This window comes from Xanthomonas sp. DAR 35659 (genome assembly GCF_041242975.1).
Classification (GTDB): Bacteria; Pseudomonadota; Gammaproteobacteria; order Xanthomonadales; family Xanthomonadaceae; genus Xanthomonas_A; species Xanthomonas_A medicagonis.
In genome coordinates this window covers 3,120,988-3,144,655 of sequence record NZ_CP162488.1, presented here as the reverse complement: position 1 = coordinate 3,144,655, position 23,668 = coordinate 3,120,988, and the positions used below count along the sequence as shown (strand labels likewise).

Genomic DNA, 23,668 nt, shown 5'->3' with positions numbered 1-23,668 from the left:
CTTGTGTACGCAATCACTACAACACCAAGAACCAACCTGGAGGGTTTCATGAATCACCTTACCCACACGACGGCCAAGCCGGCCCGCAAGCTGCTCAGCGCCGCGCTGGCCAGCTGCCTGCTGCTGGGCGCCGCGCCGGCGTTCGCGCAGAGCACCGCCGCCACCATCCGCGGCCAGGTCGCGGCCGATGCCGCCGCGCAGGCGCAGGTCACCGCCACCAACCTGGCCACCGGCCTGACCCGCACCGTGCCGGTCAGCAACGGCAGCTACGCGGTCGGCGGCCTGCCGCCGGGTTCCTACCGCATCGACCTGACCGCCAACGGCCAGACCACCAGCCAGACCGTCACCGTGCAGGTCGGCCAGACCGCCACGCTGAATCTCGGCGGCGGCGCGCCGGCCGCCGGCGCCAACGGCGAGGGCGCCACCACGCTCGACGCGGTCCAGGTCACCGCGCCGCCGGTGCTGGTGGAGACCCGCACCTCCGAGAACGCCACCTACATCTCCAACGTGCAGATCGAGAAGCTGCCGCAGGCCACGCGCAACTTCCTGGAGCTGGCCGACAGCGTGCCCAGCGTGCAGTTCCAGCGCGACGCCAAGGGCAACACCACGGTGCGTTCGGGCGCGACCTCGGCCAACGGCACCAACGTCTACATCGACGGCATCAGCCAGAAGAACTATGTGCTGACCGGCGGCGTCAGCGGCCAGGATTCCAGCCGCGGCAATCCGTTCCCGCAGTCGGCGATCGGCGAGTACAAGGTCATCACCTCCAACTACAAGGCCGAGTTCGACCAGGTCAGCAGCGCGGCGATCGTCGCCTCGACCAAGTCCGGCACCAACGATTTCCACGGCAGCTTCTTCTGGGATACCACCAACGACGACTGGCGCGCCGAAAGCCCGCTGGAGCGCAAGGCCGGCGAGCGCGACGACTTCTCCGAGACCCAGTACGGCGCCACCTTCAGCGGCCCGATCCTCAAGGACCGCGCGCACTTCTTCGTTGCCTACGAGGCCAAGGAATACAACACGCCGAACACGGTGATCCCGGGCGGCATCTACGCCGACCGCGTCGACCAGTTGCCGGCGCAGCTGCAGCCGCTGGTCGCCACCTACAGCACCCCGTTCAAGGAAGACCTGTACTTCGCCAAGATCGACTGGACCATCGGCGACAACAACCTGTTCGAGCTGAGCGGTAAGTACCGCAAGGAAGACGAACTGTCGGACATCGGCCAGACCACCACCTACCAGCACGGCAGCACCAACGGGCAGAAGGAAAAGCGCGCCAACCTGCGCTGGCAGTACACCGGCGCGGCGTTCCTCAATGATCTGAACCTGAGCTACGAGAGCGCGTACTGGACCCAGGACCCGCTCACCAACGGCAGCGGCTACGTGCTGTCGTACGTGCCGCAGGCCGGCAACGAGACCACCATCCTCACCGCCGGCGCCGGCAGCAGCTTCCAGAACAAGGGCCAGGAAGGCTGGACGCTGCAGGACGACCTGACCTTGAACAGCATGGACTGGCACGGCAGCCACACGGTCAAGATGGGCTTCAAGTACAAGGACATCGAATTGGATTCGACCCAGATCAATCCGGCCAATCCGCAGTACTACTACAACATCCTGACCGACGTCGACACGCCGTACCGGGTGCGCTGGGGCGACACCGGCGGCGGCGGTTCGGTGGTGTCCAAGAACAAGCAGTACGGCATCTACCTGCAGGACGACTGGGAGGTCAACGAGCACCTGACCCTGAACCTGGGCGTGCGCTACGACTACGAGAAGACTCCCTCGTTCCTGGACTTCGTGACCCCGCCCGAGGTCGCCGGCGCGCTGTTGAACTGGAGCAACCTCAACAACGCCAACTACGACATCGCCAACTACATCAGCACCGGCAACAACCGCAAGGCGTTCAAGGATGCCTGGCAGCCGCGCCTGGGCTTCTCCTACGACCTGGCTGGCGATCAGGCGCACGTAATCTACGGTGGTGCAGGCCGTGCCTACGACCGCAACATCTTCGATTACCTGGCGCTGGAGCAGCTCAACAACAGCTTCAAGTCGTATAGCTACTACTTCAATCAGACAGGCAATCCCGCCGACTGCCTGGGTAGCCCCTGTGTGCAGTGGAACGACAGCTACGCCACCCAGGCCGGCCTGGACGCGCTGCGCGCAGGCAGCACCGGCGGCGGCGGTCGCGAGATCTACCTGATCGACAACAACATCAAGGTGCCGTACTCCGACCAGTTCAGCCTGGGCATGCGCAACATGCTGCATTTCTGGGGCAACGACTGGTACACCGACGTGACCCTGAGCCGGATCGTCAGCGAGGATGGCTTCGTGTTCCTGCGCGGCAACCGCCGCGCCGACGGGTCGTTCTTCCTGCCGGGCACCACCTCCGGCGTGCCGACCGACTCGCCCGACGGCTACAACGCGATCGTGCTGGGCACCAACGGCCTGAAGACGCGCAACAACCAGTTGGCGCTGAAGCTGGACAAGCCCTACGACAAGGAGTCGGGCTGGGGCCTGACCGTGGCCTACACCTTCTCCGACGCCAAGGAGAACCGCCAGTACGGCGAGCACTACGCGCTGGATCAGGAGTCGATGGCCGGTTACGGCTGGCGCGAGGCGGGCGGCATTCCGAAGAACCGCCTGGTGGTGACCGGCATCTACGACCTGCCGTATGCCATCACCCTGTCCGGCAAGCTCTCGCTGGCCAGCCAGACCCCGCGCTACGGCACCAACTGCCTGGCGGGCAACGACCAGTGCTATATCATCCAGTACAAGCCGGATTCCACGTTGGGCTACAAGGAATTCAGCCTGGCGGCGAACAAGGAATGGGATACCGGCGCCGGCATCAAGTTCAACGTGCGCGCCGACATCATCAACCTGTTCAACTGGACCAACTATGCGGACTACAACACCGCGACCGGTACCTTCGATGACCCGAACACGGCCTACGGCACGCCCAATGGCGTGCTGGCGTCGCCGATGCGGACGTTCAAGCTGTCGTTCGGCTTGAACTGGTAAGCCCGGCCGCCGCGGCTCCGCGTGATCGGAGCCGCGGCGCTTGCAGAGTGGGATATAGTTTCACGCGTGGATGTAAACGATTACACGGGGGGTGGCACGATGAGGCAGCGCGCTTTCGTACGTTTTTCGCTGATGCTGACGGTCGCGGTCGGCGTGTTGTTGACGTCGTGCAAGAAGACCGATGAACCGGTCGTCGCCGAGAAGAAGCCGGTGAAGGTGATCCTGGTGGAAGCCGAACTGCCGCCGAAGCTGCTCAAACCCGAATTGCCGCCGCTGTTCGACGACATCGAACGGCGCACCTTCCAGTTCTTCTGGGATACCACCAACGAACAGAACGGCATGGCGGTGGACCGCTACCCGTCGCGCCCGTTCGCCAGCATTGCCTCGATCGGCTTCGCGCTCACCGTGTATCCGATCGGCTATGAGAACGGCTGGATCAGCCGCGAGCAGGCGGTGCAGCGCACCCTGACCACGCTGCGCTTCCTGCGCGATGTGCCGGTCGGCCCGCAGCGCACCGGCCGCGCCGGCTACAAGGGGTTCTACTACCACTTCCTGGACATGCAGAAGGGTCTGCGCTACGACCAGTGGGTGGAACTGTCGACCGTGGACACCGCGCTGCTGATGATGGGCGTGCTGTTCGCGCAGTCCTACTACGAAGGCGACACCGCCGACGAGAAGGAGATCCGCCAGATCGCCGACACGCTGTACCGCCGCGTGGACTGGAAGTGGATGCAGCAGCGCACGCCGCTGATCACGATGGGCTGGTACCCCGAGCGCGGCTTCATCCAGCACGACTGGATGGGCTACAACGAGGGCATGATGGTCTACCTGCTGGCGCTGGGTTCGCCGACCCATGCGGTCGAGCCGGATGCGTGGCTGGAATGGACCCGCACCTACAACAAGGACTGGGGCGTGTACTACGGCCAGGAATACCTGGCGTTCGGACCGCTGTTCGCGCATCAGTACAACCACGTCTGGATCGACTTCCGCGACATCCAGGACCAGTACATGCGCGAGCACGGCATCGACTACTTCCTCAACAGCCGCCGCGCCACGCTCGCTCAGCGCGAGTACGCCATCGACAACCCGATGAAGTGGAAGGAGTATGGCGAGAACGTGTGGGGCCTGACCGCCAGCGACGGTCCGCAGAACACCACCCAGGAATACCGCGGCGAGCAGCGTCAGTTCTTCCACTACCGCACCCGCGGCGCCGGCCTGTTCGAGGCCTTCGACGACGGCACCATCGCGCCGACCGCGGCGGTGTCCTCGATCGTGTTCGCCCCGGAAGTGGTGATCCCGGCCACGCAGGAGATGCACAAGCGCTTCGGCGACTACATCTACTCCAGCTACGGCTTCCTGGATTCGTTCAATCCCAGCTTCAACTACGATATTCCGCTCAAGACCGGCCGCATGGTCCCCAACCGCGGCTGGGTGGCCGGCGACTACATCGGCATCGACCAGGGCGCGATCGTCACCATGATCGCCAACTACCGCAACGAGTTCGTCTGGAACGTGATGAAGAAGAACAAGTACCTGCGCACCGGGCTGGAGCGCGCCGGCTTCAGCGGCGGCTGGCTGACCCCGGAAGGCGAGGCGCAGCCCCTGCCGAAGAAGGACGAGCAGGCGGCGACGGCGCGCGCGCTGGGCATCGCCGAATCGCGCGCCGCGTCCGCCGAGGCGCAGCCCAATCCCGCGCAGCGCCAGCCGCAGAACCCCGAATGAGCGCATCGTCGATCCGCCGTTGGATGGCGCTGGGCCTGCTGCTGCTGGCCGTAGGCGGCTGCGCGCGCGAGCCGCAGGGCGAGGTGGTGCGGTTCTGGGCGATGGGGCGCGAGGCCGAGGTCGTGGCCGAGCTGATCCCGGAGTTCGAGAAGGAGAATCCCGGCATCCACGTGGACATCCAGAACATCCCGTGGACCGCCGCGCACGAAAAGCTGCTGACGGCTTTCGCCGCCGACGGGTTGCCGGACGTGTGCCAGCTCGGCAACACCTGGATCCCCGAGTTCGCCGCGCTGGATACGCTGCAGCCGCTGCAGCCCTACGTCGACCGCTCCAAGGTGGTTGATCCCAAGGACTACTTCCCGGGCATCTGGGACACCAGCGTCATCGACGGCCAGTTGTACGGGGTGCCGTGGTACGTGGACACGCGCCTGCTGTTCTACCGCAAGGACATGCTGCGCGAGGCCGGCGTGACCAAGCTGCCGCAGACCTGGGCCGAGTGGGAACAGGCGATGGCCGCGGTGAAGCGGCACGTCGGGCCCAAGCGCTACGCGATCCTGATGCCGATCAACGAATTCGAACAACAGCTCTCGTTGGGCCTGCAGCTCGACGATCCGCTGCTGCGCGACCACGACAACTACGGCAATTTCCGCAGCCCCGGTTTCCGCAAGGCGTTGGGGTTCTACGCCAACATGTTCGAACAGGGCTGGGCGCCGAAGATGTCCGAGACCCAGATCTCCAATGTCTGGGACGAGTTCTTCAACGGGTTCTATGCGTTCTACATCTCCGGGCCCTGGAACATCCGCGAATTCCGCAAGCTGGAGCCGGCGGCGCTGAAAGGGCAGTGGGGCACGATGCCGCTACCCGGCCCGGACGGTCCGGGCGCCGGCATCGCTGGCGGCACCAGCCTGGTGATCTTCCGCAAGTCGCAGCAGAAAGAGGCGGCGTGGAAGCTGATCGAGTTCCTGTCGCGGCCGCAGACCCAGGCGCGCTTCCATGCGCTGATCGGCGACATGCCGCCGCGGCGCAGCACCTGGAACTATCCGTCGCTGGCCAACGACCCGCTGGCGCATGCGTTTCGCGACCAGTTGGAGCGGGTCAAGCCGGCGCCGAAGGTGTTGGAATGGGAGCGCATCGTGCAGGAAATGCGGCTGGTCACCGAGCGCGTGGTGCGCGGCGGCGAATCCCAGGAGAAGGCGGTGCAGGACCTGGACAAGCGTGTGGACGAGATCCTGGAGAAGCGGCGCTGGATCTACCAGCAGCAGCATCCGCAGGCGGCACCGGCCGCGGGAGCGGCGCCATGAAGCGCGGGTCCCTGGCCGGCTGGCTGTTCGCCGGTCCGGCGCTGATCGTGATCGGCGTGTTCTTCGGCCTGCCGGTGCTGTCGGCGCTGGCGCTGAGCGTCACCGACTTCGATCTGTACGCGCTGGCCGACAGCAACCATCTGCGCTTCGTCGGCTTCGGCAACTACATCGAGTTGCTGCAGACCCAGATGTTCTGGAAGTCGTTGTGGAACACTACGTACTTCGTGATCGTCGGCGTGCCGCTGTCGATCGGCGCCTCGCTGGGCTCGGCGCTGCTGCTCAACGCGCCGATGGCGCGGTTCAAGGCGCTGTTCCGCACCGCGCTGTTCGCGCCGGTGGTGACCACGCTGGTGGCGGTGGCGGTGATCTGGCGCTACCTGTTCCACACCAGCTACGGCCTGGTCAACTATGGTCTGGCGCACCTGGGCATCGGCCCGATCGACTGGCTCGGCGACCCGCACTGGGCGATGCCGACCATCATGCTGTTCGCGGTGTGGAAGAACTTCGGCTACAACATGGTGATCTTCCTCGCCGGCCTGCAGGGCATCCCGCAGGACCTGTACGAGGCCGCGCGCATCGACGGCGCGTCGAAATGGCGGCAGTTCCTGCACATCACCCTGCCGATGCTGGGGCCGGTGCTGTTGGTGGTCGGCGTGATCACCGTGTCCGGCTACTTCCAGCTGTTCGCCGAACCCTACGTGATGACCCGCGGCGATCCGCTGCAGAGCACGGTCAGCGTGCTGTACTTCATGTTCGAGGAAGGCTTCAAGTGGTGGAACCTCGGCCGCGCGTCGGCGGTGGCGTTCCTGTTGTTCCTGATCATCCTGGGAGTGACCTCCGTGATGTTGCGCTTCGGCCGCAAGAAGGACCTGGTATGAGCCGCGAAATCGGCGCCTCGCGCTGGAACGCGGTGCTGGTCAACGGCGGGCTGCTGGTGTTGGCGCTGATCAGCCTGGCGCCGCTGCTGTGGATGGTGTCGGTGTCGTTCATGCCGGCCGGGCAGGCCAGCCGCTTCCCGCCGCCGCTGCTGCCCACCGGCCCGACCCTGGCCAACTACGGCGAGCTGTTCTCGCGCACCGGCATGGCGCGCAACTTCGCCAACAGCCTGCTGGTGTCGTGCGCGATCACCTTCGGCTCGCTGCTGGTCAACACCATGGCCGGCTACGCCTTCGCCAAGCTGCGCTTCGTCGGCAAGGAGCGGATCTTCCAGATCCTGCTGGCGGCGCTGGTGATCCCGGCGCAGGTGGCGATGCTGCCGCTGTTCCTGCTGATGAAGCAGCTGCACCTGGTCAACAACTTCGGCGGGGTGGTGGTGCCGGCGCTGGCCACGGTGTTCGGCATCTTCCTGGTGCGGCAGTACGCGCGCTCGATCCCGGACGAACTGCTGGAGGCCGCCCGCATCGACGGCGCCGGTGAGCTGCGCATCTTCTTCCAGATCGTGCTGCCGATGCTTAAGCCGGTGCTGGTGACGCTGACCATCTTCACCTTCATGGCTGCCTGGAACGACTTCATGTGGCCGTTGATCGTGCTGACCGACCAGGAGCACTACACCTTGCCGGTGGCGCTGGCGGCGCTGTCGCGCGAGCACATCATGGACGTGGAGATGATGATGGCCGGCGCGGTGGTCACGGTGATCCCGGTGCTGGCGCTGTTCCTGGCCTTGCAGCGCTACTACATCCAGGGGCTGTTGCTGGGCAGCGTCAAGGGGTGAGGCGCAACGCTTGCGCGCCACTGGCGCGCGTTGCGCCGAACGCCCGGCCATGGATGGCCGGGCCGGACGTTCTGGTGTAGGAGTGTTGCGCCATGGATGGCGGCGGTTTTGCCGATCATGGAGCGCCACTGGCGCGCGTTGCGCCGAACGCCCATCCATGGATGGCCGGGCCGGACGTTCATGTGAGGGGATGTGGTGCCACGGACGGCCGCAGCAACACGCAGTATCGCGCACCACTTGCGCCCAGCAGCAGGCCAACAGGAATGCCCCTGTAGGAGCGGCTTCAGCCGCGACGCTTTCCCGGCACAGTGTCGGACGCGCCGCTCCTGCAACCAACGCCAACGACACAACGGAGCACACGGTCTATGACGGAAGCAGCGGCGACGACGAGCAGGTGGTGGGCGATGGCCTTGCTGGGCCTGGCGGCGGCACACGCCAGCGCCGCGCCGCCGACCGCGCCGGTGGCGCTGGACGGCTTCAACAACCTGGACAACTGGCAGATCGTCGTCTCCAACCAGGTCACCGCCTCGACCCGGCTGGTGCAGGCCGCCAGCGGCGGGCGCGCCAAGGCGATCTGCCTGGACTACGACTTCAACGGCGTCTCCGGCTACGCCGGGATCCGCCGCGCGATCCCGATCGAGTATCCGGACAACTACCAGCTCTCGTTCCAACTGCGCGGCGATTCGCCGAGCAACGACCTGCAGTTCAAGCTGGCCGACGCCAGCGGCGACAACGTGTGGTGGGTCAACCGCCCGCGCTACGACTTCCCCAAGCAATGGAGCACGGTCAGCTACAAGAAGCGGCAGATCGACAAGGCCTGGGGGCCGAGTCCGGACAAGGAACTCAAGCGCAGCGCGCAGGTCGAGTTCACCATCTACAACCAGGTCGGCGGCAAGGGCTCGGTGTGCTTCGACCAGTTGACCCTGACCCCGCTGCCGCCGCAGGACACCTCGCCGCTGACCGCCAAGGTCAGCGCCGACACCGCGCCGGCGCTGGAGCAGCGCATCGCCGACGGCAAGCCGGAGACGGTGTGGTACAGCGGCAACGCCAAGCGCCAGACCATCATGCTGGACCTGGGCAAGGTGCGCGAATTCGGCGGCGCCAAGGTGCAGTGGGCGCCGGGCGTGCATGCCTCGCGCTACACGCTGCAGGGCTCGGCCGACGGCCGTAGCTGGCGCGAACTGCGCCGGGTCACCGCCGGCAACGGCGGCACCGACTGGCTGCCGATGCCCGAGACCGAGGCGCGCTACGTGCGCATCGACCTGGAGGACGGCCCCAGTTTCCGCTATGGGATCGCCGACATCGCACTGCAGCCGCTGGCCTTCGCCGCGACCCCGAACGACTTCATCAAGTCGGTGGCCGCCGAGTCGACCCACGGCTGGTTCCCGCGCGGGTTCAGCGGCGAGCAGCCGTACTGGACCATCGTCGGCCTGGACGGCGGCCGCGAGCAGGGCCTGGTCGGCGAGGACGGCGCGATCGAGGTGGGCAAGGGCGGTTTCAGCATCGAGCCGTTCCTGCTGCTGGACGGCAAGCGCCTGAGCTGGGCCGACGTGACCACCACGCAGAGCCTGCAGGACGATTACCTGCCGATCCCCAGCGTGGACTGGCGCCACGACAACGCCGGCCTGCGCGTCACCGCCTTCGTCCAGGGCACCCCGGAGCAGGCGCAACTGGTGGCGCGCTACCGGCTCAGCAATCCGAGCAAGCAGCCGCACGACTACACCCTGGCGCTGGCGGTGCGGCCGTTCCAGGTGAATCCGCCCAGCCAGTTCCTCAACACCGTCGGCGGCGTCAGTCCGATCCGCTCGCTGGCCTTCGCCGGCGGCCAGGTGCAGGTCAACGGCCAGCCGCGCGTGTTCGCGGTGCAGAAGCCGGACGCGAGCTACGCCACCGCATTCGACGCCGGCATCGACATCGAGCGGCTGGGCCCCGACAGCAGCGGCCTGCCGCAGCAGGCGCAGGATCCCGATGGCCTGGCCTCCGGCGCGCTGCTGTACCGCGGGCGGCTGGCCCCGGGCGAAGTGCGCGAGGTGGCGCTGCTGATCCCGCAGACCGGCACGCAGGCGCTGCCGCCCGGCTTCGACGCGGCAGCCGCCCAGCAGCAGGTCGCCGCGCAGTGGCGCGACAAGCTGGACCGCGTGCAACTGCACGTGCCGGCCGAGGGCAAGGCCGTGGCCGACACCCTGCGCACTGCGCTGGCGCACATGCTGATCTCGCGGATCGGGCCGCGCCTGCAGCCGGGCACGCGCTCGTACTCGCGCAGCTGGATCCGCGACGGCGCGATGATCTCCGAAGGCCTGCTGCGCCTGGGCCGCGCCGACGTGGCGCGCGAGTACCTGGAGTGGTATGCGCCGTACCAGTTCGCCAACGGCATGGTGCCGTGCTGCGTGGACGACCGCGGCAGCGACCCGGTGCCGGAGAACGACAGCCATGGCGAGCTGATCTTCGGCGTCGCCGACTACTACCGCTACAGCGGCGATCGCGCGTTCCTGGAACAGATGTGGCCGCACGTGCTGGCCGCCTACGAGTACATGGAGCAGTTGCGCGCCAGCGAGCGCACCGAGGAGAACCGGGCGCGCAATCCGGCGTTTTACGGGATGATGCCGGTGTCGATCAGCCACGAAGGCTATTCGGCCAAGCCGATGCATTCGTACTGGGACAACTTCTGGGCGCTGCGCGGCTACAAGGACGCGGTGGCGATCGCCGCCGAGCTGGGCCGGGTCGACGATGCGGCGCGTTTCGCCGCCGCCCGCGACGAGTTCCGCCAGGACCTGTACGCCTCGCTGCAGAGCGCCACCGCGCAGCACCACATCGACTTCCTGCCGGGCTCGGCGGAACTGGGCGATTTCGACCCCACCTCCACCACCATCGCGCTGGCCCCCGGCGGCGAGCAGGGACGGCTGCCGACGCAGCTGCTGAACAACACCTTCGAGCGTTACTGGGGCGAGTTCGCCAGCCGCCGCGACGGCAAGCGCGAGTGGAAGGACTACACCCCCTACGAGTGGCGCAACGTCGCCGCGTTCGTGCGGCTGGGCTGGCGCGAGCGCGCCTGGGACGCGACCGCGTTCTTCTTCAAGGACCGCGCGCCGCAGCCGTGGAACCAGTGGGCCGAAGTGGTCTCGCGCACGCCGCGCAAGCCGTTCTTCGTCGGCGACCTGCCGCACGCCTGGGTGGCCTCGGACTTCGTGCGCTCGGTGCTGGACATGTTCGCCTACGCGCGAGACGTGGACGACAGCCTGGTCCTGGCGGCCGGCGTGCCGGCGACGTGGCTGGACGGCAAGGGCGTGGCGATCGAGCAGTTGCGCACCCCGCAGGGACCGCTCAGCTATCAGCTGCGGCGGCAGAAGAACCGCCTGCTGCTGCACATCCCCGACGGCCTGCGCGTGCCCACGGGCGGCTTGGTATTGCCCTGGCCGTACCCGGGCGAACCGGGCCGCACCCAGATCAACGGCGAAGCGGCGCAGTGGGAAGGCGGCGAGTTGCGGATTCGCAGTTTGCCCGCGGATGTGCAGATCGAGGTGCGTTGAGGCTGGGAATCGGGAATGGGGAATCGGGAATCGCAACAGCAAAAGAAAAAGCGCCGGCATGCCGGCGCTTTTTTGTTTCTGGAGTTTTGGGTTATGAGAGCCGGGGTTCTGGCTTTAACGATTCCCCATTCCCCATTCCCAGCTAGGCGCTCCGCGCCGCCGCCACAATCGCCGCCGCCTTCGCCGCGCTCTCGCGCACCTTGTCCCACTCGCCGTTGGCCAGCCAGTCCTTGGGCACCATCCACGAGCCGCCGATGCAGACCACGTTCGGCTGCGCCAGGTACTCGGCGGCGGTGCTCTCGCCGATGCCGCCGGTGGGGCACAGCTTGAGGTCGGCCAGCGGACCGGCCAGGCCCTTGAGCATCGCCAGGCCGCCGACCGCGGTGGCCGGGAACAGCTTGCACACGCGGAAGCCGCGCGCCATCAGCGCCAGCAATTCGGTCGGGGTGGCGGCGCCCGGCACCACCGGCAGCGGCGCCCGCGCCAGCGCGTCGGCCAGCGCCGGCGGCGTGCCGGGGGTGACGATGAAGTCGGCGCCGGCGTCGATGGACTGCTGCAGCTGGGTCTCGGTGAGCACGGTGCCGGCGCCGATCTTGATGTCCGGCAGTTCGCGCTTGAGCATCGCCAGCGCCTCCATCGCCACCGGCGTGCGCAAGGTCAGCTCGATCGCGGGCAGACCGCCGTCGAGCAGGGCGGCGGAGACGCGGCGCGCCTCGTCCAGGCTGTGGACGGTCACCACCGGCAGGATGCCGGCGGCGCGCAGCAGGGTTTCGGCGGTGGTCTGGTGTTCGGCAATCGTCATGACGGTCTCGGGTTCGCGATGATGGCAGGGCGCTGGCCGCAATCGGCCAGCGCGGGGCGAGGCGAGGGCGCACTCCGCGCCGTCGCGCCGCGGTCGGGTTATGCGTCCTTTTCCTCGTGCGGCGCGGCCGCGGCCTCGGCGCTGCGGCCCAGGTCGTACTCGGCGTCGTAGTCCCACACGTCGCCGTCGGCGGCCGGCGGGCCGCAGGAGATCGACATCGCGCCCTGGTCGGCGGGGCCGACCACGCGGCGATTGATCGCGAACAGGTTGCGGCCGATGTCGTGCGCGGCCGGGGAGGTGTTCGGCGCCAGCGCGCGCGCCGCCCATTCGGCGGCCTCCACCAGCACTTCCAGGGTGCCGGCCTCGCCATCCAGGCGCACGATGTCGCCTTCGCGCACGCGCGCGATCGGGCCGCCGCGCGCCGCTTCCGGGGTCACGTGGATCGCCGCCGGGAACTTGCCCGAGGCGCCGGACAGGCGCCCGTCGGTGACCAGCGCCACGCGCCGGCCCTGGTTCTGCAGCAGGCCCAGCAGCGGCGCCAGCGAATGCAGTTCCGGCATGCCGTTGGCGCGCGGCCCCTGGTAGCGCAGCACCACCACGAAGTCCTGCGGCAGCACGCCGGCGGCATGCAACTTGTTGAGGGCCTGCGGCGCGTCGATGACCACCGCCGGCGCCTCGATGGTGCGGAACTGCGGCTTCACCGCCGACAGCTTGATCAGCGACTTGCCGAGGTTGCCGCGCAGCAGGCGCAGCCCGCCCTGCGCCTCGAACGGGTTGGAGGCCGGGCGCACCACGGTCTCGTCGGCGCTCTTGGCCGGGCTCGGCACGTAGGCCAGCGCGCCGTTCTGCACGCACGGCTCGTCGCCGTAGGCGCGCATGCCGCCGGGCACGATGGTGGGCAGGTCGTCGTGCATCAGCCCGGCGTCCATCAGTTCGCGGAACACGAAGCCGATGCCGCCGGCCGCGGCGAAATGGTTCACGTCGGCTTCGCCGTTGGGATATACGCGGGTCAGCAGCGGCACCAGCTGCGACAGCGCGTCCAGGTCGTCCCAGGTCAGCACGATGCCGGCCGCGCGCGCCACCGCCACCCAGTGGATGGTGTGGTTGGTGGAACCGCCGGTGGCCATCAGCGCGACCGCGGCGTTGACGATCGCGCGTTCGTCGATCAGCCGGCCGAGCGGACGGAAGTCGCTGCCCAGCGCGGTGATGCGCAGCGCGCGCTCGGTGGCTTCCTGGGTCAGCGCATCGCGCAGCGGCGTGCCCGGATTGACGAAGGAGGCGCCGGGCAGTTGCACGCCCATCGCTTCCAGCAGCACCTGGTTGGAGTTGGCGGTGCCGTAGAAGGTGCAGGTGCCGGGCGCGTGGTAGGAGGCCGACTCGGCGGCCAGCAGTTCCTCGCGCGTGGCCTGGCCGGCGGCATAGCGCTCGCGCACCTCGGCCTTCTGCTTGTTGGGGATGCCCGGGGTCATCGGCCCGGCCGGCACGAACACCGCCGGCAGGTGGCCGAAGGCCAGCGCGCCGATCAGCAGGCCGGGCACGATCTTGTCGCACACGCCCAGGTAGATCGTGCTGTCGAACATGTCGTGGCTGAGGCCGATCGCGGTGGCCTGGGCGATCACGTCGCGCGAGAACAGCGACAGTTCCATGCCCGGGCGGCCCTGGGTCACGCCGTCGCACATCGCCGGCACGCCGCCGGCGACCTGCGCGGTGGCGCCGAGCGCGCGCGCGGTGCTGCGGATCATCTCCGGATAGTGTTCGAACGGCTGGTGCGCCGAGAGCATGTCGTTATAGGCGGTGACGATGCCCAGGTTGGGGGTGATCCCGCCTTCCAGCCGGCTCTTGTCGGTCGGGCCGCAGGCGGCGAAGCCGTGCGCCAGGTTGCCGCAGCTCAGGCGGGCGCGGAACGGGCCGTCGCGCAATGCGGCGTCGATGCCGGCCAGGTAGGCGCGCCGCGACGGCGCGCTGCGCTCGCGGATGCGTTCGGTGATCGCGTGGAGGGTCGGATGCAGGCTCATTGGCGGAAGGGGCTATGAAGGGGGAATCGGGAATGGAGAATGGGGAATCGGAAGAGCGGGAATGCGTCAGCGCGCGGCCGTTGCGAATCCCCAATCCCGACTCCCCACTCCCGGCCTCACTCGCACCAATGCACGCGCAAGCGCGCACCGGGCGTGTCGAATGCGACGCGGATCGGGTACTCGTGGGCATCATTGCCGGCCAGCGCGCGTTCGAGCACCTCGAGCTTCTGCTTGCCGCGCAGCAGCAGCATGCGCTGGCCGATCGGCGCCAGGCCGGCCGGCGTCAGGGTGATGCGCAGCGGCCAGGTGTTGGCGCCGGGGCAGCCGGTGGCGTCGAGCGCGGCGTAGGGCAGCGGATTGGCCAGCGCCTTGCCCAGGTCGGTGGCGCCGGGGAACAGCGACGCGGTGTGGCCGTCGCCGCCCATGCCCAGCACCGCCATGCATGCGGCCGGCGCGTGTTGCGCGTGCACGTTGGCCGCATGCACGCAGTCCTGCAGCGGCTTGCCGACCCGCACCAGCGGCTCGAAACGCGCGCCCTCGGCGCGCTCCAGGAAGCTCTGCCGGACCAGATAGGCGTTGCTATCGCTGTCCTGCGGCGACAGCCAGCGCTCGTCGACCAGGCCCACCTCCAGCTTCGACCAATCCAGCGGCAGTTCGGCCAGCGCCTGGTACACCGGCGCCGGGGTGGTACCGCCGGACAGCAGCAGGCGCGCTGCGCCGCGCTGCTGGATCTCCGTGCGCAACGCCGCGCCGATCTCGGCCGCGGCTGCGTCGATCCATTCGTCGGGATCGTCGTAACGGACCAGGGTGATGCGATCGGACAACGTGGGGCTCATGCGACGACTCCTGGAGATTCGCGCTCGGCATCCACCGCGTAGGCGGCGGCGCCGAGCAGGCCGGGGCGCGGGTGGACCACCGCCAGCGACGGCACCCGCGCCATGATCGACGAAAACCGGCCCTTGTGCTCGAAGCGCTGGCGGAAGCCGGAATGCTGGATCGCATCGAGCATCTTCGGCACCAGCCCGCCGGTCAGGAACACGCCGTCCCAGGCGCCCTGGACCAGCACCAGATCGCCGGCGATGGCGCCGAACACCGCGCAGAACACGTCGATGGTGCGCATCGCGCGGTAGTCGCCCTGCGCGGCGCGGGCGGTGATGTCCTCCGGCTGCAGCGGGCCGGGATCGTCGCCGGCGATCTCGCTCAGCGCGCGGTGGATGTTGACCAGGCCGGGGCCGCAGATCAGGCGTTCGTTGGAGACGCGACCGAACTGCTGCGACAGCAGTTCAAGAATGCGGATTTCCTCCGGCGTGCCCGGCGGGAAGCTGACATGGCCGCCCTCGGTCTCCAGTGGATAGCAGCGGCCGCCGCGGATCAGCAGGCCGCCCACGCCCAGGCCGGTGCCCGGGCCGATCACCGCGTAGTTGCGCGGCAGCGCGACCGGCGCCGGCTGCCACGCGGCGCCGCCGACCTGGACCACGTCCTGCGGCTGCAGCAGGCTGATCGCCATCGCCTGCGCGGCGAAGTCGTTGATCAGGTGCAGGTCGTCGAAGCCGAGCATGGCGCGGGTGCGCGAGCGCGAGATCACCCACGGATGGTTGGTGATCCGCGCCTCGTCGCCGTCCACGCGCCCGGCCACGGCGAACACGCCGCTGCGCGCTTCCACCCCGGTCTGCTGCAGGTAGTAGCGGGCCGCGTCGCCCAGCGACGGGAAGTCCACCACCGCGAAGGTCTGCGTGCTGTCGTCGAGCAGCGGCGTGGACGCGCCGAGGTCGGCGAGCGCGAAGCGTGCGTTGGTGCCGCCGATGTCGGCGACCAGCACCGGGCGCAGCGGCGCGCTCATGGCGCGTCCCGGTGCACGGCGCTGGCGTCGTCGGCGGACACGTAGCGTTCGGCGTCCTTCGGCCCCCAACTGCCGGCAGGGTAGGGCTGCAGCGGCAGTTGCGCCTGCGCCCAGGCATCGCTGACGCTGTCGATCCAGGCCCAGGCCGCGCGCACCTCGTCGTCGCGCACGAACAGCGCGTGGTTGCCGTTGAGCGCATCGAGCATCAGCCGTTCGTAGGCGATGCGGCGGTGCAGGCCGGTCGGGACCGACAGCTCCAGTTCCAGCGGCTGCAGCTCCAGCGCGCCCCATTCCGGGCCGGCCAGGCTGCTCATCAGGCCCAGTTCGATGTTCTCCTGCGGCTGCAGTTGGAAGGTCAGCCGGTTCGGCGCCACGTGCCGCGCGTCGGGGCGCTCGAACAGCCAGTGGGTGACCGGCTTGAGCGTGACCACGATGCGCGTGGTGCGTTCGGCCAGGCGCTTGCCGGTGCACAGCCGGAACGGCACCCCGGCCCAGCGCCAGTTGTCGATGTAGGCGGTGACGCCGACGAAGGTCTCCACGTCGCTGCCTTCCGGCGGCTGGTAGGCCTGCGCCGGCTGGCCGTTGATGCTGCCGGCGGTGTAGCGCCCGCGCACGCTGTCGCGCGCGGCGTGCTCGGCGCTCAGCGGCCGCAGCGCGCGCAGCACCTTGACCTTCTCGTCGCGGATGCGGTCGGCCTCCAGCGAGGCCGGCGGTTCCATCGCCACCAGGCACAGCAGCTGCAGGATGTGGCTCTGGACCATGTCGCGCAGCGCGCCGGAGCGGGCGTAGTAGGCGTCGCGCCCGTCCACGCCCTCGCTCTCGGCGACCAGGATCTCCACCGACTCGATGTAGTTGCGGTTCCACACCGCTTCCAGCAGGGTGTTGCCGAAGCGCAGCGCGATCAGGTTCTGCACCGCGGCCTTGCCCAGGTAATGGTCCAGGCGGAACACGCGGTCCTCGTCGATCAGCGCGCCGATGGCCTGCACGATCTCGCGCGCGCTCTCCGAATCGTGGCCGATCGGCTTCTCCAGCATCAGCCGGTGCGGCGCGGCCAGCGCTCCGCCCAAGGCCAGGCCCTGGCAAGTGCTGATGTACAGCCCCGGCGGGATCGCCAGGTAGCTCACGCAGCGGCGCGAGGTCAGCTCGCGCACCGCCTCGGCCACCGACTCGGCGTTGCGCAGGTCCACCGAACGGTAGTCGGTGCGGTCCAGCAGCGACTGGATCACCGCCTCGCTGACCTGCGGCATCGCCGCCTGCAGGCGCGGCTTGAGGATCTCGTGGAACTTGGCGGTGTCGTGCGGCGACAGCGCCAGCGCGCGGATGCGGAAGTTCTCCGGCAGGAAGCCGTCGTCGAGCATGCGCAGCAGGGACGGGAACAGGTAGCGCTGGGCCAGATCGCCGGTGGCGCCAAACAGCAGGAACGTATCGTGCATCGACCGGTTTTCGGTTTCGGGTGACATTTCGTCGATCACCTGGGGGCTAGTAGTGACGTGGCGTTGTGGAGCTGCGGGGCCGGGCCTGTCGGTATCCGTCCTGCGGCGCATGCGGGGCGAAGCGGTGTGACCGCCTAGCGGGACCGTACGAGCCGGAGATGAATACGACGGCCAGACCTCTGAGCATACCTGTCCGATGCCTCAAGCATCAGTCCGGTGCTCCACGCGCGCCGTGGGCGGCGGTGGCCGGCGGATCGCAGCGCCCTCCCAGGCGTCGATGTTGCCCCGTGAAAACGGTTACATGGCAGAATACCGCATTGCGCTCCCATTGTTGCCTGTGTCGCTGGCACGATGCGAACCGCATTCGTATGCACTGCCATCGGGAGGGACCGGCGGCAGCCCGTCTCTCCTGCCGGAAATCGGATACCGCACCATGGCGAAAGTACAACTGGACAACATCCGCAAGGTCTACGACAACGGCCAGGTCGCCGTGCACGGGGCCAGCTTCGAAGTGGCCGATGGCGAGCTGATGGTGCTGGTCGGGCCCTCGGGCTGCGGCAAGTCCACGCTGCTGCGGATGATCGCCGGCCTGGAGGAGATCAGCGGCGGCGAGCTGCGCATCGGCGAGCGCGTGGTCAACGACGTGGCGCCGAAGGACCGCGACATCGCGATGGTGTTCCAGAGCTACGCGCTGTACCCGCACATGACCGTGGCCGAGAACCTGGCGTTCGGGCTGAAGCTGCGCGGCGAGAGCAAGGAGGTCATCGCCAGCCGCGTCGCCGCCGCCGCCGAGACGCTGGGCCTGACCCCGATGCTGGACAAGCTGCCGCGGGCGATGTCCGGCGGCCAGCGCCAGCGCGTGGCGCTGGGCCGCGCGCTGGTGCGCGAGCCGGCGGTGTTCCTGCTCGACGAGCCGCTGTCCAACCTGGATGCCAAGCTGCGCCATTCGGTGCGCACCGAGATCGCGCAACTGCACCGCAAGCTCGGTACCACCATGATCTACGTCACCCACGACCAGGTCGAGGCGATGACCCTGGGCCAACGCATCGTGGTGCTCAAGGACGGGCGGATCCAGCAGATCGACACGCCGATGGCGTTGTACGACCGTCCGGCCAATCTGTTCGTGGCCGGCTTCCTCGGCAGCCCGGCGATGAACGTGCTGCAGGGACAACTGGTCGAGGACGGCGGCCTGCAACTGCAATTGGCCGGCGGCGCGCGCGTACCGTTGCATGGCGCCCACGTCGTGCCGCAGTGGCTGGGCCGGCAGATCGCGGTCGGCGTGCGTCCGGAGCACCTGCAGCCCAGCGAGGACGGGCAGGGCGGGTTCGAGGCCACCATCGAGGTGATCGAGCCGGTCGGCAACGAGATCTTCGTCAATCTCAGCCATGCCGGGCAGCCGTTGGTGATGCGGGTGGCGCCGCGCGCGCTGCCTGGCCTGGGCGAGCGGCTGCGGGTGGCGGTGCGCGGCGACGCACTGCATTTCTTCGATGCGGAGAGCGGCGAGCGGCTGGAGAGCCGGTAATCGGGATTCGGGAATCGCAATCGCGGTGAGGCGAGGCGCAGGCGCGCTCAGCGCGCCAGGCCGTCGGCCAGTGGCTGCCAGTGCGCGGCGTGGCCGTCGATGCTCAGGCCGCTCGGCGGCGTGTCTTCCAGTGGCAGCACCGCCAGCGCCAGGCGCCCGGCGACGCTGACCACGCTGCCGAACGGCTGGTCCTCGCGCAGGACCGGCGCGCCGGCCGCGGCGGTGCCGTCCAGGTCCAGCAGTTGCACCGCGCGCTTGGCCTTGCCCAGGAAATGGGTGCGGGCGACGATTTCCTGGCCGGGATAGCAGCCCTTCTTGACGCTGAAGGCATGCAGCCGGTCCAGGCCCAGTTGCTGCGGCGTCCATTGCTCGCGCTGCGCCGGCTCCAGCCGGGCCAGGCCCAGGCGCAGGTCGGCCTCGCGCCAGGCCGCCGCCAGCGCCGGGTCGGCGGCGGGCGGGTCCGACGCCGCCGCCAGGCGCAGCGTGCGCGGCAGCCCGTCGCCACTCATGTCCAGTTCGATCACGCCGGCCTCATCGTGCGCCGACGCCGCGCCCCGGGCCTGGTCCGGTAGGCTCAACCGCCCGGACGCCTGCAGCGTGTCCTCGACGGTGACGCGCAGCTTGCGCCGGAACACGAAGCGGCCCAGCGCCGCCGCCAGGTCGGCGGCATCGCCATCGGGCAGCAGCATCAGTAGCGCATCGTCGGCCTGGCGCAGCAGCGCGAACACCGCGATCACCCGGCCCTTGGCGGTCAGCCAGGCGTTCCACTGCCACTGGCCCAGCGCCAGCGCCTGCACGTCGTTGGCGAACTGGGCATGGGCGAAGGCCACTGCATCCGGGCCGCGCAGGGCGACGTATTGCAGGTGTGGCAGGGCGGAAAAACCGCCGGATTCCAGATTCAGGTTGTCAGGCACGAGAGGGGAGGACTAAAATTGACGAGTTGTGAGACCCGCATGATAGGCCAACCAACCCCCACACCCGAGTCCGATCCCGAAACGCAGCGGCCCGCCGAGGACACCCCTCCGCAGACCGAGCCTGCGCCGCGGGAGATCGGCGGACGCGGCGGCCTCGAGCCGACGCGCTACGGCGACTGGGAGAAAAACGGACGCTGCATCGATTTCTGAGCAGCTTTGAGCCAACGCGGCCTTAAGCACGCCGCCCAGCCGAGACAACGAGCCCAGCGAATGGCTACGCGCGAACGTCCCCTGTCCCCTCATCTGCAGGTCTATCGCTGGCAGATCCAGATGGCCACCTCGATCCTGCATCGAGCCACCGGCATCATCCTGTCGGTCGGTGCCCTGATCATTGCGGCCGCGCTGCTGGTGCTGATGCTCGGCCCGGCCTCCTGGAACTGCTTCCGCGACATGGCCGGCGCCTGGTACGGCCAACTGTTCCTGTTCGCCTGGAGCTGGGCCTTCGCCTACCACCTGTGCAATGGCCTGCGCCACATCGTGCAGGACTTCGGCCACGGCTTCAGCATTCCCGCCTTCGTGCGCAGCAGCTGGCTGTCGGTGATCGGCAGCCTGATCATCGTCGCGCTGATCTGGGCCTACGTCCTGACCGGAGCCGCCGCATGAACCGCTACCGCACCCCATTGAAGAATGTGCGCGGCCTCGGCGCCGCCAAGTCCGGCACCGAGCACTTCGTGCTGCAGCGGCTCACCGCCACCGCCTTGGTCGGCCTGACCATCTGGTTCCTGGTGTTCGTGCTGAGCCTGCTCGGCGCCGACTACGTCACCGCCACCGAGGCCGTGGCCAAGCCGTGGAACGCGGTGCTGCTGGTCGGCTTCCTGATCGCGATGTTCTGGCATGCGCAGATCGGCCTGCAGGTGATCCTCGAAGACTACGTGCACAACTCGTTGCTGGCCCTGGCGCTGCAGACCACGGTGAAGTTCGTCGCCGTGCTCGGTGCGATCGTCGGTGTATTCGCGGTCGCCCGCATCGCGCTGGGCAGCGCCTGATCGGCGCCCGGAACAGGAATTCAAATTAGATGTCCGCTTACAAGATCACCGAACACAAGTACGACATGGTCGTGGTCGGCGCCGGCGGCGCCGGCCTGCGCGCGACCTTCGGCCTGGCCCAGAAGGGCCTGCAGACGGTCTGCCTGACCAAGGTCTTCCCGACCCGTTCGCACACCGTGGCCGCGCAGGGCGGCATCTCCGCCGCGCTCGGCAACATGGGCGAGGACGACTGGCGCTACCACTTCTACGACACCATCAAGGGCTCGGACTGGCTGGGCGACCAGGACGCGATCGAGTACATGTGCCGCGAGGCCATTCCCGCGATCATCGAGCTGGAGCACTACGGCGTGCCGTTCAGCCGCACCGAGGACGGCAAGATCTACCAGCGTCCGTTCGGCGGCATGACCACCAAGTACGGCGAAGGCCCGTCCGCGCAGCGCACCTGCGCCGCCGCCGACCGTACCGGCCACGCCATGCTGCACACGCTGTACCAGCAGTCGCTGGCGCACAACGCACGCTTCATGATCGAGTACTTCGCGCTCGACCTGATCTTCGACGAGGAAGGCGTGTGCCGCGGCGTGCTCGCGCTGGACATGGCCGAAGGCTCGCTGCACCTGTTCCGCGCCCACGGCGTGGTGCTGGCCACCGGCGGCTACGGCCGCGCCTACTTCAGCGCCACCTCCGCGCATACCTGCACCGGCGACGGCGGCGGCCTGGTGATGCGCGCCGGCCTGCCGATGCAGGACATGGAGTTCGTGCAGTTCCACCCCACCGGCATCTACGGCGCCGGCTGCCTGATCACCGAGGGCGTGCGCGGCGAAGGCGGCATCCTGCGCAACAGCAACGGCGAGCGCTTCATGGAGCGCTACGCACCGCATTACAAGGATCTGGCCTCGCGCGACGTGGTGTCGCGCTCGATGACCATCGAGATCCGCGAAGGCCGCGGCGTCGGCGAGCACAAGGACCACATCCTGCTCGACCTGACCCACCTCGGCCCGGAAGTGATCAACGAGAAGCTGCCCGGCATCGCCGAGAGCGCGCACATCTTCGCCGGCGTCGATGTGGCCAAGCAGCCGATCCCGGTGATCCCGACCGTGCACTACAACATGGGCGGCATCCCCACCAACTACCACGGCGAAGTGGTGCGCAAGGACGGCGACAACCCCGATGCGGTGGTGCCCGGCCTGTACGCGATCGGCGAGGCCGCCTGCGTGTCGGTGCACGGCGCCAACCGCCTGGGGTCCAACTCGCTGCTGGATCTGGTGGTGTTCGGCCGCGCGGTGGCCAACCGCTGTGCCCAGACGATCAAGACCGGCGCCCCGCACAAGACCCTGCCAGGCGACGCCTGCGACAAGGCGCTGGGTCTGCTGGACAAGCTGCGCAACTCCAATGGCGGCACGCCGACCTCGGTGATCCGCGACAAGATGCAGCGCACCATGCAGTCGGACGCGGCGGTGTTCCGCACCAGCAAGACGCTGAAGGAAGGCGTGGACAAGATGGCGGAGATCTTCGCCAGCTTCCAGGACGTGAAGGTCTCCGACCGTTCGCTGGTGTGGAATTCGGACCTGATCGAGACCTACGAGCTGAACAACCTGCTGCTCAACGCGGTGGCGACGATCAACTCGGCCGAGCAGCGCAAGGAAAGCCGCGGCGCGCACGCCCACGAGGATTTCCCCGACCGCGACGACGTCAACTGGCAGAAGCACACGCTGGTCACCGTCGACGACAAGGGCCAGTGCAGCTTCGACTACCGCCCGGTGCACATGTACACGCTCAGCAAGGACGTGGACGTGGTGCCGCCGAAGCCGCGCGTCTACTGACCACAGCCGGGAAACGGGAGTAGGGAATCGGGAATCGAAACCAGCGCATACGCTCTTCGCTCCTGCTTCCCATTCCCCATTCCCCAATCCCCATTCCCGGATTTTAAAGCCATGGCAGAGTTCACCCTCCCCAAGAATTCCAAGATCGGCAAGGGCAAGCACTTTCCCGCCAAGGGCGCGAAGAACGTGCGGACCTTCAAGGTCTACCGGTGGAATCCGGACGACGACAGCAATCCGCGCACCGACACCTACGAGATCGATCTCGACAGCTGCGGCCCGATGGTCCTGGACGCGCTGATCAAGATCAAGAACGAAATCGATCCGACTCTGACCTTCCGCCGCTCGTGCCGCGAAGGCATCTGCGGGTCGTGCGCGATGAACATCGACGGCACCAACACGCTGGCCTGCACCAAGGCGATCAGCGACTGCGGCAAGAAGGAAGTGCCGATCTATCCGCTGCCGCACATGAGCGTGATCAAGGATCTGGTGCCGGATCTGACCCACTTCTACGCGCAGTACGCCTCGATCAAGCCGTGGATCCGCACCCAGACCCCGCCGCCGCCGGACCGCGAGCGGCTGCAGTCGCCGGAGGACCGCAAGAAGCTCGACGGCCTGTACGAGTGCATCCTGTGCGCCTGCTGCTCGACCAGCTGCCCGAGCTACTGGTGGAACGGCGAGCGCTACCTGGGCCCGGCGATCCTGCTGCAGGCCTACCGCTGGATCATCGACTCGCGCGACGAGGACACCGGTGCGCGCCTGGACGACCTGGAGGATCCGTTCAAGCTGTACCGCTGCCACACCATCATGAACTGCGCGCGGACCTGCCCGAAGGGGCTGAACCCGGCGCTGGCGATCGCCGAGATCAAGAAGCTGATGATGGCGCGCCGCGCCTGATCGGCGAGCGTTCCACGACGGACGGCGTGCCCGTCCGACTGCGCGGCACCGGCTTTCGGGTTCGGTGCCGCGCGCGTTTTCGACGGCCGCCGGCGCGGCGTCC

The 23,668-nt window shown here is 68.3% G+C and carries 18 protein-coding genes; 12 read left to right on the top strand and 6 right to left on the bottom strand.

The annotated features are described in order from the left end of the window. Window positions 1-48: 48 nt before the first annotated feature. From AB3X07_RS13270 to AB3X07_RS13245, 6 genes are all read left to right on the top strand, one after another. The gene (locus AB3X07_RS13270) at window positions 49-3,018 is read left to right on the top strand and encodes a TonB-dependent receptor (protein ID WP_369939069.1); all 2,970 of its coding nucleotides are present in this window, start codon (window positions 49-51) and stop codon (window positions 3,016-3,018) included. Between the two features lie 99 nt (window positions 3,019-3,117). After that, a complete protein-coding gene (locus AB3X07_RS13265) occupies window positions 3,118-4,740 on the top strand; it encodes a glucoamylase family protein (protein ID WP_369939068.1) in 1,623 nt (540 codons plus the stop codon). Beyond that, entirely contained in the window at window positions 4,737-6,041 is a 1,305-nt protein-coding gene (locus AB3X07_RS13260) for a sugar ABC transporter substrate-binding protein (protein WP_369939067.1), read from the top strand. The genes AB3X07_RS13265 and AB3X07_RS13260 overlap by 4 nt, the downstream gene beginning before the upstream one ends. Further along, complete coding sequence (locus AB3X07_RS13255; RefSeq protein ID WP_369939066.1) at window positions 6,038-6,919, top strand: carbohydrate ABC transporter permease; 882 nt, start codon at window positions 6,038-6,040, stop codon at window positions 6,917-6,919. Before AB3X07_RS13260 ends, AB3X07_RS13255 begins: the two co-directional genes overlap by 4 nt. Continuing rightward, a complete protein-coding gene (locus AB3X07_RS13250; protein ID WP_369939065.1) occupies window positions 6,916-7,752 on the top strand; it encodes a carbohydrate ABC transporter permease in 837 nt (278 codons plus the stop codon). Before AB3X07_RS13255 ends, AB3X07_RS13250 begins: the two co-directional genes overlap by 4 nt. Window positions 7,753-8,156: 404 nt before the next feature. Then, window positions 8,157-11,279 (top strand): discoidin domain-containing protein, encoded by a 3,123-nt coding sequence (locus tag AB3X07_RS13245; protein ID WP_369939064.1) that lies wholly within the window; start codon window positions 8,157-8,159, stop codon window positions 11,277-11,279. A 142-nt stretch (window positions 11,280-11,421) separates the two neighbouring features. Here AB3X07_RS13245 and AB3X07_RS13240 read toward each other — a convergent pair whose 3' ends face one another. The 5 genes from AB3X07_RS13240 to zwf form a co-directional block, all read right to left on the bottom strand. After that, window positions 11,422-12,081: a bifunctional 4-hydroxy-2-oxoglutarate aldolase/2-dehydro-3-deoxy-phosphogluconate aldolase gene (locus AB3X07_RS13240; protein ID WP_369939063.1), complete on the bottom strand. Its 660-nt coding sequence runs from the start codon at window positions 12,079-12,081 to the stop codon at window positions 11,422-11,424. A gap of 98 nt (window positions 12,082-12,179) precedes the next feature. Further along, entirely contained in the window at window positions 12,180-14,096 is a 1,917-nt protein-coding gene (gene edd, locus AB3X07_RS13235; RefSeq protein WP_369939061.1) for a phosphogluconate dehydratase, read from the bottom strand. A 116-nt stretch (window positions 14,097-14,212) separates the two neighbouring features. Beyond that, window positions 14,213-14,932 carry a 6-phosphogluconolactonase gene (pgl, locus tag AB3X07_RS13230; RefSeq protein ID WP_369939059.1) on the bottom strand — a complete coding sequence of 240 codons (720 nt, stop codon included), beginning with the start codon at window positions 14,930-14,932 and terminating at the stop codon, window positions 14,213-14,215. Then, complete coding sequence (glk, locus tag AB3X07_RS13225) at window positions 14,929-15,936, bottom strand: glucokinase (protein ID WP_369939058.1); 1,008 nt, start codon at window positions 15,934-15,936, stop codon at window positions 14,929-14,931. The genes pgl and glk overlap by 4 nt, the downstream gene beginning before the upstream one ends. After that, on the bottom strand, window positions 15,933-17,369 hold the full coding sequence (zwf, locus tag AB3X07_RS13220) for a glucose-6-phosphate dehydrogenase (RefSeq protein WP_369939057.1): 1,437 nt from the start codon (window positions 17,367-17,369) through the stop codon (window positions 15,933-15,935). The genes glk and zwf overlap by 4 nt, the downstream gene beginning before the upstream one ends. A 433-nt stretch (window positions 17,370-17,802) precedes the next feature. Between zwf and AB3X07_RS13215 the strand changes: the two genes are divergently transcribed. After that, complete coding sequence (locus AB3X07_RS13215; RefSeq protein WP_369939056.1) at window positions 17,803-18,891, top strand: ABC transporter ATP-binding protein; 1,089 nt, start codon at window positions 17,803-17,805, stop codon at window positions 18,889-18,891. A 47-nt stretch (window positions 18,892-18,938) separates the two neighbouring features. Here AB3X07_RS13215 and AB3X07_RS13210 read toward each other — a convergent pair whose 3' ends face one another. Beyond that, window positions 18,939-19,805, bottom strand: coding sequence for a YgfZ/GcvT domain-containing protein (locus AB3X07_RS13210; RefSeq protein ID WP_369939055.1), 867 nt, complete (start codon window positions 19,803-19,805; stop codon window positions 18,939-18,941). Between AB3X07_RS13210 and AB3X07_RS13205 the strand changes: the two genes are divergently transcribed. The 5 genes from AB3X07_RS13205 to AB3X07_RS13185 all read left to right on the top strand — a co-directional run bounded on the left by AB3X07_RS13205 (window position 19,707) and on the right by AB3X07_RS13185 (window position 23,565). Further along, window positions 19,707-20,015 (top strand): DUF1674 domain-containing protein, encoded by a 309-nt coding sequence (locus AB3X07_RS13205; RefSeq protein WP_369939054.1) that lies wholly within the window; start codon window positions 19,707-19,709, stop codon window positions 20,013-20,015. The two genes, AB3X07_RS13210 and AB3X07_RS13205, sit on opposite strands and share 99 nt — an antisense overlap. Window positions 20,016-20,075: 60 nt before the next feature. Further along, the gene (gene sdhC, locus AB3X07_RS13200; protein ID WP_369939053.1) at window positions 20,076-20,468 is read left to right on the top strand and encodes a succinate dehydrogenase, cytochrome b556 subunit; all 393 of its coding nucleotides are present in this window, start codon (window positions 20,076-20,078) and stop codon (window positions 20,466-20,468) included. Continuing rightward, on the top strand, window positions 20,465-20,851 hold the full coding sequence (sdhD, locus tag AB3X07_RS13195) for a succinate dehydrogenase, hydrophobic membrane anchor protein (RefSeq protein ID WP_369939052.1): 387 nt from the start codon (window positions 20,465-20,467) through the stop codon (window positions 20,849-20,851). The genes sdhC and sdhD overlap by 4 nt, the downstream gene beginning before the upstream one ends. Before the next feature lie 29 nt (window positions 20,852-20,880). Beyond that, a complete protein-coding gene (gene sdhA / locus AB3X07_RS13190; RefSeq protein WP_369939051.1) occupies window positions 20,881-22,671 on the top strand; it encodes a succinate dehydrogenase flavoprotein subunit in 1,791 nt (596 codons plus the stop codon). A 111-nt stretch (window positions 22,672-22,782) separates the two neighbouring features. Beyond that, a complete protein-coding gene (locus AB3X07_RS13185; RefSeq protein ID WP_369939050.1) occupies window positions 22,783-23,565 on the top strand; it encodes a succinate dehydrogenase iron-sulfur subunit in 783 nt (260 codons plus the stop codon). The last annotated feature ends 103 nt before the right edge of the window (window positions 23,566-23,668 follow it).

What these genes read in the sequence shown, in the direction of transcription:
- AB3X07_RS13270 (WP_369939069.1), top strand. Translation starts at nt 49, where the DNA reads ATGAATCACCTTACCCACACGACGGCCAAGCCGGCCCGCAAGCTGCTC.
- AB3X07_RS13265 (WP_369939068.1), top strand. Translation starts at nt 3,118, where the DNA reads ATGAGGCAGCGCGCTTTCGTACGTTTTTCGCTGATGCTGACGGTCGCG.
- AB3X07_RS13260 (WP_369939067.1), top strand. Translation starts at nt 4,737, where the DNA reads ATGAGCGCATCGTCGATCCGCCGTTGGATGGCGCTGGGCCTGCTGCTG.
- AB3X07_RS13255 (WP_369939066.1), top strand. Translation starts at nt 6,038, where the DNA reads ATGAAGCGCGGGTCCCTGGCCGGCTGGCTGTTCGCCGGTCCGGCGCTG.
- AB3X07_RS13250 (WP_369939065.1), top strand. Translation starts at nt 6,916, where the DNA reads ATGAGCCGCGAAATCGGCGCCTCGCGCTGGAACGCGGTGCTGGTCAAC.
- AB3X07_RS13245 (WP_369939064.1), top strand. Translation starts at nt 8,157, where the DNA reads ATGGCCTTGCTGGGCCTGGCGGCGGCACACGCCAGCGCCGCGCCGCCG.
- AB3X07_RS13240 (WP_369939063.1), bottom strand. Translation starts at nt 12,081, where the DNA reads ATGACGATTGCCGAACACCAGACCACCGCCGAAACCCTGCTGCGCGCC.
- edd (WP_369939061.1), bottom strand. Translation starts at nt 14,096, where the DNA reads ATGAGCCTGCATCCGACCCTCCACGCGATCACCGAACGCATCCGCGAG.
- pgl (WP_369939059.1), bottom strand. Translation starts at nt 14,932, where the DNA reads ATGAGCCCCACGTTGTCCGATCGCATCACCCTGGTCCGTTACGACGAT.
- glk (WP_369939058.1), bottom strand. Translation starts at nt 15,936, where the DNA reads ATGAGCGCGCCGCTGCGCCCGGTGCTGGTCGCCGACATCGGCGGCACC.
- zwf (WP_369939057.1), bottom strand. Translation starts at nt 17,369, where the DNA reads ATGCACGATACGTTCCTGCTGTTTGGCGCCACCGGCGATCTGGCCCAG.
- AB3X07_RS13215 (WP_369939056.1), top strand. Translation starts at nt 17,803, where the DNA reads ATGGCGAAAGTACAACTGGACAACATCCGCAAGGTCTACGACAACGGC.
- AB3X07_RS13205 (WP_369939054.1), top strand. Translation starts at nt 19,707, where the DNA reads ATGGGCGAAGGCCACTGCATCCGGGCCGCGCAGGGCGACGTATTGCAG.
- sdhC (WP_369939053.1), top strand. Translation starts at nt 20,076, where the DNA reads ATGGCTACGCGCGAACGTCCCCTGTCCCCTCATCTGCAGGTCTATCGC.
- sdhD (WP_369939052.1), top strand. Translation starts at nt 20,465, where the DNA reads ATGAACCGCTACCGCACCCCATTGAAGAATGTGCGCGGCCTCGGCGCC.
- sdhA (WP_369939051.1), top strand. Translation starts at nt 20,881, where the DNA reads ATGTCCGCTTACAAGATCACCGAACACAAGTACGACATGGTCGTGGTC.
- AB3X07_RS13185 (WP_369939050.1), top strand. Translation starts at nt 22,783, where the DNA reads ATGGCAGAGTTCACCCTCCCCAAGAATTCCAAGATCGGCAAGGGCAAG.